The organism is Acinetobacter sp. P37 (assembly GCF_057480965.1).
The window spans coordinates 33,829-45,919 of record NZ_JBLIYY010000013.1 but is presented as its reverse complement, the minus strand read 5'-3'; the positions used below and the strand labels follow the sequence as shown (position 1 = coordinate 45,919).

Here is a 12,091-nt window from a genome sequence, read left to right as displayed (position 1 = left end):
TATTAAAGTTTTGGAAATAAAAAAAGCCAAGAATTGCAGTTCTTGGCTTTTTACTTTTTAAAATTTTTGATTATTTTCTAAGATCATTTCTCGCATCTTTCAGCTCTTTCACAACTTCAATAATCGTCTTACCTTCCTGTTTATTGATGAAGTTAAATGTCCAACGCACGATAGCCCAACCGGGTAAACCACAGATAAAGAAGAAACCACCTAGGGCAATCATTCCCCATATATCAGTTACCCATTCATGTAAGCCCCATTTCACGATAATAAATGCACCGCCTGTAAGGCTGGATACCACAGTACAAATTAAGCCAACAGCCCATTCCTGTGGTGAACGCGGTAGACGCATCATAATGACGACTGTTGCAACCAAGCAGATGGCCAATGTGACTGCAACTGCAGCACCGTAAAATTTAAAAAAAGCTGCGAAACCACTTGTAGAGACAGGCTCCATTAAATTCCCCTAATTTTTAGGCATAAAAAAAGCACCTTTCGGTGCCATTGTTTAAATGATTCAGACTTCTATCTGACTGTGTTGACCTGATGGTGCTGGCCGTAAAATTTGTTGATTTGAAATGAACACACGTTGCCCTATGTTGTAAGCTGTCCCGCTAGTACAAAGTACTGGTCCAGATCCTCCATCCACTTGAACACGATATTCAGGATGGCGTGCTGAAGTAATTATTCCAATTAATTCTGTATGAGTTGGATTCAACAGTTTACGAAGTTCAAATAAAGGATTAGTCACGATGGATGCGCTCCACTTTGATGGATTCCGTTACTTTGCCATGACTAAATGAACCACTTACAGAATCAATGACTCCCCACCACTGTCCGTGGAATGCCACGGTTTTACCCGGCAGCATTTCTCCAATTTCTTGAGAGACCGGTAAACCTGACAAGGTGTGGAATTCTTGAATATTGGCTTTGATTAACTCCATCTTGCCAAAGCTTGCACCTGACACGACATCAAACATTGGACCACTCACAGCTTCAAGAGGAATATCGCCTGCAGTGTTGCGCTGCTTCACAGTCAAGCTGTTGCCACTTCGACTATTCACGACATTAATGGCATTGTACTCGGCGATATAATCCTTGTTCTGCTCAATGGTTTGTTGAATCACGATACTTGGCGCAATCAAATTATCGTAGTCATCCACAGCCATTGCATCCCAATAGCCTTTTTTATAGCGCGGTAAAATTGAAAGCGTATTGCCTGATTTTTGGCTATAGATGAAACCACCTCCAACTTCGACCACTTGTTTTATCGCGTCCATTGGCGCAAGTTCCGCATAGCTCAAACTCTCAGTTGCAATGATCCAACCAACATCATCAATTAACTTCCAGTCCAACTTGGTACCAGATTGTGCACGATCAATTTCAGCCTGAACTAATTGCACCGACGTTCGTTCATTATCTTGAATAAATGATCGTTTAGCTGCGTAATCCGCTGCATTTAGTGCCGTGACACTTCGACCATCATAAGAGTAAGACTTATTCGCGAACTTAATTGTCTCTGTTTCAGTCTCAAGCAATACGTGGTGCTCAAAGCCATTGATCATTAATTTTAAAATCACTGGTTGGTCATTTAGCGGCTGTAGTTTTTCTTTCTCCGTATGTGCCACGGTAATTGAATATGACCAGCACCACGTACTACGGCTGCAGATATAAGTCCCGTTAATGACTTTAATCGGCTCACCATTATCTAAGCGTTCTGCACTTAAATTATTCACGATATACCACCAGTTTTTATTCGGTAGTGCTGGAATACAGTCATCCGCACCAAAATTTAAAATGACATTGTGAGCATCTACTTCAGTGCATGAACAAATGAAGTTGAGATTTCCATCGCCCACATATTCGGGTAACTCCGGCTTTGGCCAAGGTTGAACCGGATGCTTGCGATAATGAATAGATTTGGCTTCATCCCATGGCAATTCTGACTTAGTGACAATCTCTAAGCCTTTATCCCATTCAAACGAAAAGTGTTTTTCAAATTGCTCAGCCACTTCATGTGAATATGTGAATTGCTTACGTCGACGAATCATTTCCTGCCACTTTGATTCACGATTGTGACGCAGCTTGATTGTGTCCTGATGTACATAACGTTGGTGAATAAAGCGCGCCACGCCTTGCTCCCAGACCATCTGCACATCAGCACTTAAACCAATTGCTTGCTCATGCAGTATGCGTACCGCTTTGCTCAGCAATGTCGCCTCATTAAATTCAACATTTGAAATGCTTGAGACCACTAAACTCTTATCAAAAAAAAGAGCCTCATTTGAGACTCTTAGTATTGGTTTTGACCATGCATAGTCTTGGGGTCTAGATCTTGTTGCTGCTTGTTCAAAGAGACTAATCAACGCTAGGCTCACACCCAGCTGATGGTTCATATTCAGTTTGAAATGTGCATCAGGTGAAATAGCGCAATCCACAATAAACTCAATCGTACCTAATTGATCAATGCCCACAACATTGAGTGCAGGATCAACAGATGTTAGCGCTATGAAATCAACTTGGGCTATTTGGCCAACCAGTGCTGTTACTTCAATATTTACTGCAGTATTAGTAACTACATCAATCTGATTAAACGAAGATTGGTGTGCAAATACTTCAGCCAAGATTCCAACATTAACTGTGAAATCAATTTGCGCTGATACCTGATCCTGATCACCAAAATTAAGGTTGCTATCACCAGGGATTAAATCTTCGAAATTCAGAATTACATGATGCGCATCCTGAGGGATGTAATTAGACACATAAATCCCCTCATTAAATTGATGGTCGGATCTTAAAGCTGTTAATCATTAAAGTACTTCCAAGGGGTAAATCTGGGTTCGCTAACGTTATATGAGTCCCAACTTCAAGATCTACATATACTTTGCCAGTACCACTATAAATACGAGCCCACGTCGCTACCCCTGCTTTAGTAACCAAAGCTGCATCAGTTTGATGAAGTTCGATAAAGTCCACTCCAATCGACTTAAAACATGGCTTAGGCAAAGTTAATGTTACCAATTTCGCAGATTGATTTATGGGATCTGTTACATCTGTAGGTTTTAGATCGTCAAAAAAGACAACGGTGGCATTTTGAGTACCACCATCGAGAAAATTTACGTGTGCCTGAATTGCGGCAAGCCCAGCTTCCAGAGAGGTATTTACACTCATTTCGCCACCACTTTGTCAGAGATTACGGCATTGTAGTTTTGCTCTGGATCAAAACCCACAACAAAGCATTCAAGTCCTGCTGCAATATTTCTAAATGCAAATGAACCATCTTGTTTAGATCGTACTGTCCACAAGTGAGTTTTATCACTACGTTTAAATGCCGAAACTTCAACGCCTGGGTAAATAACACCCTTTTTTTGGGTTACACCTTTAATTAGACCAAATCCCTGATCAGGTGAACTGATTGTCATTATTGGCTTTGTTAGCAGCATAACCTTATAGCCCATTGCAGCCAGCTTAATGTAGTTAGGGGTATAACCACCCCAAAATACACGAGAGATTTTAAGCAATTTTAATCTCCTCAATTGGAAATGCATAAAAAACTGCATATTGTGCTGAATTTCCTCCCGACAGTGAATGAACAAGGATATTTGAATTTAAGTCAATATCAGAAGTTAAAGATGGGGTTAAGGTTGGTGTGATTGACGGGGCATTGGTTGCAGCATATTTTAGCCGATAAGCTCCAGCAGCAATCATTCCTAAAAATTGACCATTGTTGCGCATGTACAATGGAATTGGCTCTGCGGTTGTTGTGTTGAAGCCATCAAGAGCTGTTGACAGAAAAGAGTTAATTGCTTGTGGATAGGCATCTATATATGATGCTGTCCCACTAGTTGTACTTGTTACTTGAAAAATAACAGGTGTTGAGGCAATAAAAGCTTGAGCATATGTCAGTGTTGTTCCATTGTTGCCGGCACTTATCGACCCATAAGTGGAGCCAATCAATATCGGATACCTTAAAGAATCATAATCATGAGTAAGTGTGGGTAAAATGGCATTTATAGATCCGTAGCCTGCTAATGGACCAGTATTTGATAAAAAAGCAAGATGATATAGGCTCCCAACTACCTGTCCTTTACCATATGTACTATAGCCTTGCGCGTATGTATAGTCGTTATATATAGCACTTGCATGTACTTGAAATTCCCATTTAAATCCATTATCAGGCACCGTAATTGCTTTATTTTCATCAATCGCATTTAAATCAATAATAAACCCTGTTGCTGGATCAAATGACTTCCCAATGCACGGACTAAGGCAATTTCTCCGCGCACTTTGGTTTTGAAAACAGACGCGCAAATAAATATCTGACTCATCAAGCTGTTTAAACTTATAAACTTGAATATTTGTCTTTTCATAAACCAACTCCCATCCCAAGGGCGCGACAATTGTTGTAAATCCTCCTGCTATTGAAATTGGCGCATCGTCAATTGTGACGGTCAACGAGGTTGCGGTAACACTATCAATTACAAACTCCCCACCGTGGATTGCCGCTAAAGGCCCAGAGCCAACCTTCAACACACGATCAGCGACATAACCATGGGAGACTCCATAGTTAAACGTCACTTGATTGCCAGCTACAGAAACACTTGCCACTGTTTGTGAGTTGTAACCCAGAGCCAACATGCGTTTAAAACGATCAGGAAATAAGTTTTTAGACCCTGCACAAAAATCTAATCCCACATCAGAAAAATCAAATAACTTAGTTTGTGTTTGCTTCATCACCATATTCTTTTACTCATAAAAAAGACCGCATAAAGCGGCCATATTTGAATTTATTTATTAAGCAACACGGTCAATATCACCGCGCAGCATGATCTGGAATGCATCAGATATTTCTGTAGGCTCAGACTGCTTCACCGTACGAATCACCCAGACTGGAAAATTACAAGCAATGGTGTTAAATCGAAGAACATTGCCATTAGCCCAACCACTACCCCAGCCTTCTTTCTTAATTGTGAAATATGGTGCTGCAGTAGTTGGATTCATCGGACTGAAATCTGAATTAACATTTCCTGTCGCAATTTGACCTGTATATTCACCCACGCATTTAAAGTTCGTTGCATCAGTAAACTGCAAATACCAACGCTCTTGAATTGCACCTTTGTTCGTGACTTGAATCGGATACAGCGTATCATTGTAATTCGCACTGATTAACGTGCCTGTTGCCTCATCCAACCATTGATTCGACCAGGCCTGCTGCACGAATTTTCGAGTGTACCGTGCCTGCATGTCATTAATGACCAATGCTGATCCAACGATCGTATTGTCTGCATCGTAGCTGTGGGTTAATGGCTTGATAAAAGTGACTTGGCCATTGATTTGAACATCACGGATCTGTCCCATATCTTGATAACGATATTTTGCTATTAATGGCTCAACCAAGTCCACCAGCGTAAAATCACCACCAAGCGTCACGCGACCATAATCATAGTCAACGGTGTACAAGTCATAACCCACTTTTACACCGTTTGCATCTTCAAGTTCACACCATGCAATACGCTGATCACTTAAATCGTATGTCGTACCGGCAATTGCACTCGGCAATTCCTGTGACTTAGTTGAGCTGACAATACCAATGCCACCAACTCGGAAGATTGGTACACGACCATCGATCGGCAAACGTGTTGCTGATAAACCTAATAACTCAGAATCAATCGGCAGATAAGTGTAAGCAATAGCGTTATAGCGAACGCTTGAAGCATCCACCCATACCGGCACATTGATATAGGATTTACCTGATTCTTCATATTCTAGTAGTGGATCATACCACTCATGTGCTTCTAACTCTGCACGATTAGCAGTTGTGATTTCGGTCTTGGTATAGAAATAAATCTGCACAAAACCGTTATCCCAATTCACTTTACCGTGAGCACGTGATGTCTCAATTACCCCGTTTTCATCGGCAGTAAGAGTGAGCTGACCATGCTCAAGTGTGCCGACAACGACTGTCAATGACTGTACTCGCAGCGGAATAACCGGTGTGCGAAAGGCAATCTTATTGACTGGCGGTAAATCCGTTGTCGTGGTCAAGGACTGCAATTGAATACTGTTGTCGGCATTCGGCGTCCAACTATTAATTTCAACAACACCTGTACCATACTGAATCAAACCTGACTGAATACCTGAATTAGTGGCAGGATCCACATTGCGATACAGCAAACCAGAACGATCTAAAAAAGTATCGCTCCCCACCTTGAAGCGAGCAGAACCCGTAAGGATCTGTTCATCAAAACCTGAGGACAAATCAACTTTGAGTTTGTCTGCAGTAAACGTATGTGTAGTTGAATTTGAACCCGTGGTATCGCGATACTTTACTTTCACATCAACAGTATTAAAGGCTTTTAAAGTGGTCTCACTACCAACAATACTAGATGTTTGTGGACTATAAAAAGTCATAGAAATCCCCTAAGCGGTACCATAAGTAACAGCTGCTTCAAATTTGGTAATAAACTGCTTGTAAACGGTTTGTGGTGTGACTTCGCATAAGCCAGTTGAATAGTTAATTGAACCTTGAACTACACCACGACTATTCACTAAATTACCCTGCGTGCTGGTTACCGGTACATCCGTTAGCAATACATGTTTTGCAAAGTTTCCTGTCTCAGTAGATACAGGAATTTCTAACTCAACACTATTCGGCTGAATGGCTGAACCTGTACCAATTGTGAATACCAACTTTTGACTCGAGTCCGGGATAACGTCATTCTTGGTTTGCGTAAGTGAAGTACCGAAGTTATAGATCACATTAAAAGTTGTCGATTTCTGCGGTAACTTATTTGGGATGATCTTGCCTGTGCCTAATGCATAATTAATAGAGCCCGTAGCATCACCAGTAAATTTTCCTTGAGCATTGGATGTTGCTGTTTTGGCTTCCCCTTCAAGCAACCAAGTAACTGTTACGCCAGGTAAAACACTCAAGTGTCCAAGATCAAACTCAAAAGCAGCTTTTTCAACACTTAAATTTGAGCGTACAAAAGTCACAATCGGTGTACCCCAATTCAGCAGAATCACGCTATCCACATCAGGCAATGCACCTGCAGTTAAAAGCCATGATCCTGTCTCATAATTGATCATCCCCGACCCAAAAGAACTGTTTGCCGCTTTTAGTTGACCAGATCCATCATCCTTGAGCTCGTAAAACTTACCCTGAGCCATGTAAGAAATAGACAATGCACCGGGTGCGGGGATCGGAATCAATACGCCCGACCAGTTAGTACTTTGATTGTTTTGAGTCACTGGAATAGCACTGCTTTGGTAATACTGGTTCGGTGCGGCAGCCGGCTTAAACGCAATGTTTAAACTCATGGTGCCGGTTGGTGCAGCAGAGGTCCATTTCACTAGACCTCGCTGATAGTCGATCGTACCAACCTGCGTACCAAGCGAGTTCTTGAGCAATCCACCTTGGTCTGTAATGGATTGGCCCTGCATGGTGAATGACACAGAACTTGGCATGACTGCAGAACCGATATATAAGTTCTGACTTTCACTCACGACTTGTGATGCATAGTTCACAGTAATCAAACCATCACTACCCGGCACCAACACAACACTTTCACCTGCAGCATTGACATCAATGATCGGGGTTTCACTCTGTGCAGATGGGATCAATTGAGTAAACATTGAGTCCGCATTAACCGTGTATTCACCCACTTTTGCATCAGATGCCAATTGAGTAGATGAATAATACAAACCAGTATCAGCAACAAGCGTATCGCGAAGAACCGTTTTGGACGGTGTATTACCGGCGTACCACTGACGTGCTGACAAGCCTACAAAGTCACGTTCTAATGGATCATTGATTTGATAGGTCGCAACTTTGTATTCGACATTTTTACCATCGATTACCATCACTGCTGTGCGGGTATCAACCTTAGTAATTCGCACGTACTGTTCAAATTGAAGTGCTTTTCCCTCATCTGAAATTAATACAATCGTATCCCCGACATTGGACTCGGTTTCTTGGGGAAACATCACGACTTGCAGTGATGACATTCCTTGCCAGTGCGTATCCAGTGGTGTTCCAGCAATCTGACCACCTTTGGCCAGGTAATTTTCAACTCGGTTTTGTGCGGCCTGGCGTTCGTCGGTCCATGACTCAGTGCTGAATAATAATGCTGACACATTTGGATCCTCGGGAAGCTCAGATACAAATACCGTGGCACCCATAAGTAAGTCAGTGTCATTCGTGGTCACAGCTGGAAAGATCTTTCGCATCGATACATCACCGACGGTACGATCTAGTTCAGAAATGTCATTGAATAAGTTATTACTTAATCCGTCTGCCACAATCTGACCGTTATATTTCCCACCACCATCAGCATTATCGGTGTCACGCTCAGCGTGATAGATCACTAAATCTTTGGTTTCAATTGGCATTACTCACTCCAAAATCTGAGCGTTAAATTCATATGGTCATCCAGCGATATAGGTGGAATACCTTTCACAGGTGTGGCTTCTAAAGCACCATCAACATGATTAAAAACCACGTTAAACTTCCGTGTGTCATGCGCCCACTCAAACTGTAATTCAAATTGCTCATTCAATACTGACCAGGCCTGCAACGTGCGGACGACAACCAATGAAGCCCACCCCATTCCACTGTCAGCAGGTACTAAAGTGATTGGTCGACCTGATAGCTTGGTGCCTTCCTGAATGATTGGCGTACCGTCCATGGCATATTCCAAAGACTGCTCTTTGGCTTTCCAGCTAAATTCATCAGACCAAAAAAAACCGTCTTCAATTGAGACGGTTTCTGATGTTGAGATGCGTTTTATTTTCATGTTGATTTACTCAATGTGCCCAACTGCTTAAGCATCGCCTCAAGGCTTGATTGACTCTCAGGCGATCCTGTTAGTTGCACTGTTTCATTACCTAGTTTGAGTTCATATGAAATACTCTTTGATGAAGATCCTAAGCCACTGGCATTAGTCGACACATTATTAGGCGCATATTTCTGCATACGCTCTAACTCTGCATTCACTTGCTCCACGTTGCTTAAGCCACCAAAGAATCCAAAGCCTGATGATTTATAGCCATTCACACCCTTGGTCCCTTCATAGATATCTTTTGCATACTGTTTAGCAGCCGCATCTGAATATCCCATGGCTTTAAGCTCAGCTTCGATATCCTCGGCATTTTTAGCCATCTTGCCTTTGGTACCTTTTCGAGTCTCATGCATACCACTCGATGCTGCACTAACAGCTTCTTCCCATGCGTTCTTAACCGAATCAGCCTCGTCACGACCAGTTTGGCCAAGGTTGCGAAATCCATCTTCAGCACTACTTGAAGCACGGCGTACACGGTGAATTGATTCTTCAAGCTCGCCATAGCTTTTAACTGATGCTTTACCTGATGAATCAATTTGTACTTCTAGGCCAAGTGAAGCTGCTTTGGCTTGAGTTGCAGCAATGACTGCCTGATCACCTGATGCCGCTGCAGCTTGCATAGTTCTCTCATATGCTTGTCGCAAGCTCTCAGCTGTAGCTTTACCACTTGATTGAATAGTATTGAAATCTGCTAAGGCACTCTGTGCTGCAAGCTTAAGCTGCTCTTTTGTTTTAATCCCAAGGCGTTCAAAAGCTTGTTCTACTGGGTCTAAGTCTGCGGGTAAATGGGATACTACTTGGCGTACTGCCAGCATACCAAGTTCAACTTGTTTCGCAGACATCTGCCCTGTTTTACCAAACTCCTGAAGTTTTGATATTGCTAGATCTACTTCATTTTGGCTTTGAGCTGTTTCAAGCCACTTTAACCAGGCTTGATATACTGCCTCTCCAGAGGCTTCTCCTTTTAAACCTAAAGCTTCAACATTATTAGCAAAATCATTTAGAACTTTTGCATTACTATTAAATGCTTCGGTAACACCATTCTTTAGCTCATATAGATCAAGTTTTAATGTCGCCGCAGCTTTACGTGCTTTATCTGCTGACAGTGCTGCCTTTTCGGCACCTGTAGCATTTGCATCCCAAGTTTGAATAGCAACTTTCCCAGCTTCATCCAAAGTGACGATGTAACCCTTCGTCATCAGATCAGCTTGCATTACACCATCCATTGCATCGTTATTGGCTGCAATCGCGGCTTCTGCATAGGCTTGAACAGCATCTAACTTTTCTTGTTCAGTTACCTTCTTCCCATCGAGTTCACGCTGGCCTTCCAAGAGCAACTGGTCAACTAAGCTCTTCGCCTCAAGTAATGTTTGTGCATTCTTCTCTTCTTGGGTTTGCGCAGCTTCCTCTAACCGCTGCAAACCCTTAGATTCAAAGGCAACCGCATCCTTATCAGCCTCAGCGTAATATTCTTTAGCCTTGCTTTTCATCAAATCTGCATTTGATGCAAATTGCTTACTAACATCACCCCATGTGACTGCCGATAAGACACTATTCGCTGCTGATGCTAAGTCGAAGAATGCTCCTGCTAGGAGATTTACACCGATTTTTATTGCTGTTACGCCATCCGCAATAAAACCAAACGTAATGGATAGCCCTTGAAGTATTCGCTCAAGGAAACTAACTTGCTCTCCTGCTGCTGTTGCTTCACCTGTAAATGATGAAAGGACAGATAAAACATTGGTTAGCGATGTACTTAATATTTCTGTAATTGTTTTACTCAAATCAGCAGTAACTACAACTACCTCTTTGATTGCATCGTAAGCACTTGATAGCGCAGATTTAAGACTTTCAAAAATGGATACATCAATAAATGAAAGCTGATCACCAATCCAAACAAAACCAGAGCCAACATCATTAAGTAGTATTTCAACAATACCCATATTATCAGCAAGAGTTACTAACCATTGCGCTACAGTTGCTGATGCCCCGTTCGCCTGATCCATGGTACCGATCAAAATTTGCCATTGTGTCGAAATACGCTGTAATGCATTTCCAATAGTTGTCGGAAATTTCGCGTAATCTGCCTCAATAGCCGCAGATTGTTTATGAAGGCCATTTATAACCTTCTCCGCAGTTAACTCACCATTCTCTGCCATATTACGCAATTCACTGGTGGTCACACCAAGTGACTGAGCCAAGGCTTTGGAAATCCCTGGCGCTTGTTCCATGATCGAGTTGAACTCGTCACCTCGAAGTACACCAGATTGCAAGGCCTGTGTAAGCTGAGTGATTACAGCATCTGCCGAAGCAGCAGATCCACCACCTGTTTGGATGGCCATATTGATGGTTTTTGTGAGATCTAATGTTTGTTGCTGAGTCATTCCCATTTGCTTGCCAACATCATTCACTTTCGTGAATAGGCCTGCTGTGGCGTCAAGGCTTGTATTTGTCATCAATGCGACTTGATAAACACCCGCCATGGCCTGGGTAAAATTACCTCCTTCACTTGTCGCAATGTTGATCCGTGCTGATAGATTTGTATATGAGTCCGCTACTTCTGCTAATTCTTTAATGCCAAGACCAATGCCAAGAGCAGCCATAGCACCAACAAGAGCCGTATACCCAGTCTTAAGTCCAGCAATACCTTTCTGAGCGGTTTGAGCAGCATTATCAGTTTCTTTTAAATTATTATTTGCCCTGCCAACTTCAGCGTGAAAATCGTTAAATGCTTGGTCTGCTTGCTGAACTTCTTTTTCAAGTTGATCGACTTGCCGCTGTGCGACTTCAATATCGGCTGGTGATGCATTTGTTTTGGAGAATGCCTCTAAATTTCGCTTAGCTTCGGTCAAGTCACTTTTTAATTGACCTAATGCTTTTTCAGCCTTATTCCCAAAATCAGTAAAATTACCTGCTGTGGATTTAGCATTATTTCCCGCATCCTGAATGATTCCAGTTGCAGCTGTTAGAGATTGAGTTAATTTATCAGCTAATTCAGTCGTGCCCTTTGGGATGATATTTCCAACTTGGCTAGATGCTGCTTCTGAAGCCTGTTTAATTTTCTCTGATGCAGACTTAATTGAATCAAACAGTCTTTTCGTTACATCTTCGGACTGCTTTGCAGCAGATACCAGACCTTTACTATCGCCATCAAGAATAAGTTTGAACGTTAGATTTTTTCCGGACATAGCGAACCTCAAAATTTAGGCATAAAAAAACCCGCAATTAGCGGGTTTCTTAATATTGAATTT

General features: G+C 42.1%; 9 protein-coding genes. All 9 read right to left on the bottom strand.

The features are described from left to right. Positions 1–70 precede the first annotated feature (70 nt). Positions 71–457 (bottom strand): hypothetical protein, encoded by a 387-nt coding sequence (locus AC25JC_RS12455; RefSeq protein ID WP_486924153.1) that lies wholly within the window; start codon positions 455–457, stop codon positions 71–73. Between the two features lie 286 nt (positions 458–743). Continuing rightward, positions 744–2,762 (bottom strand): hypothetical protein, encoded by a 2,019-nt coding sequence (locus tag AC25JC_RS12450; RefSeq protein ID WP_486924152.1) that lies wholly within the window; start codon positions 2,760–2,762, stop codon positions 744–746. Positions 2,763–2,775: 13 nt separating this feature from the next. After that, a complete protein-coding gene (locus AC25JC_RS12445; protein ID WP_180115685.1) occupies positions 2,776–3,171 on the bottom strand; it encodes a hypothetical protein in 396 nt (131 codons plus the stop codon). Then, positions 3,168–3,521 carry a carboxypeptidase regulatory-like domain-containing protein gene (locus AC25JC_RS12440; RefSeq protein ID WP_486924151.1) on the bottom strand — a complete coding sequence of 118 codons (354 nt, stop codon included), beginning with the start codon at positions 3,519–3,521 and terminating at the stop codon, positions 3,168–3,170. Before AC25JC_RS12440 ends, AC25JC_RS12445 begins: the two co-directional genes overlap by 4 nt. Then, on the bottom strand, positions 3,514–4,734 hold the full coding sequence (locus tag AC25JC_RS12435) for a hypothetical protein (RefSeq protein ID WP_257223742.1): 1,221 nt from the start codon (positions 4,732–4,734) through the stop codon (positions 3,514–3,516). Before AC25JC_RS12435 ends, AC25JC_RS12440 begins: the two co-directional genes overlap by 8 nt. A gap of 60 nt (positions 4,735–4,794) precedes the next feature. Then, entirely contained in the window at positions 4,795–6,411 is a 1,617-nt protein-coding gene (locus AC25JC_RS12430; RefSeq protein ID WP_486924150.1) for a hypothetical protein, read from the bottom strand. A 9-nt stretch (positions 6,412–6,420) separates the two neighbouring features. Further along, positions 6,421–8,391, bottom strand: coding sequence for a hypothetical protein (locus tag AC25JC_RS12425; protein WP_486924149.1), 1,971 nt, complete (start codon positions 8,389–8,391; stop codon positions 6,421–6,423). Further along, positions 8,391–8,795 (bottom strand): hypothetical protein, encoded by a 405-nt coding sequence (locus AC25JC_RS12420; protein ID WP_249734609.1) that lies wholly within the window; start codon positions 8,793–8,795, stop codon positions 8,391–8,393. The genes AC25JC_RS12425 and AC25JC_RS12420 overlap by 1 nt, the downstream gene beginning before the upstream one ends. After that, complete coding sequence (locus AC25JC_RS12415; protein ID WP_486924148.1) at positions 8,792–12,028, bottom strand: tape measure protein; 3,237 nt, start codon at positions 12,026–12,028, stop codon at positions 8,792–8,794. The genes AC25JC_RS12420 and AC25JC_RS12415 overlap by 4 nt, the downstream gene beginning before the upstream one ends. Positions 12,029–12,091 lie beyond the last annotated feature (63 nt).

Bases quoted from the DNA above. Each gene is read 5' to 3' on its own strand.
- AC25JC_RS12430 (WP_486924150.1), bottom strand. From the start codon at position 6,411: ATGACTTTTTATAGTCCACAAACATCTAGTATTGTTGGTAGTGAGACC.
- AC25JC_RS12445 (WP_180115685.1), bottom strand. From the start codon at position 3,171: ATGAGTGTAAATACCTCTCTGGAAGCTGGGCTTGCCGCAATTCAGGCA.
- AC25JC_RS12415 (WP_486924148.1), bottom strand. From the start codon at position 12,028: ATGTCCGGAAAAAATCTAACGTTCAAACTTATTCTTGATGGCGATAGT.
- AC25JC_RS12435 (WP_257223742.1), bottom strand. From the start codon at position 4,734: ATGAAGCAAACACAAACTAAGTTATTTGATTTTTCTGATGTGGGATTA.
- AC25JC_RS12420 (WP_249734609.1), bottom strand. From the start codon at position 8,795: ATGAAAATAAAACGCATCTCAACATCAGAAACCGTCTCAATTGAAGAC.
- AC25JC_RS12455 (WP_486924153.1), bottom strand. From the start codon at position 457: ATGGAGCCTGTCTCTACAAGTGGTTTCGCAGCTTTTTTTAAATTTTAC.
- AC25JC_RS12425 (WP_486924149.1), bottom strand. From the start codon at position 8,391: ATGCCAATTGAAACCAAAGATTTAGTGATCTATCACGCTGAGCGTGAC.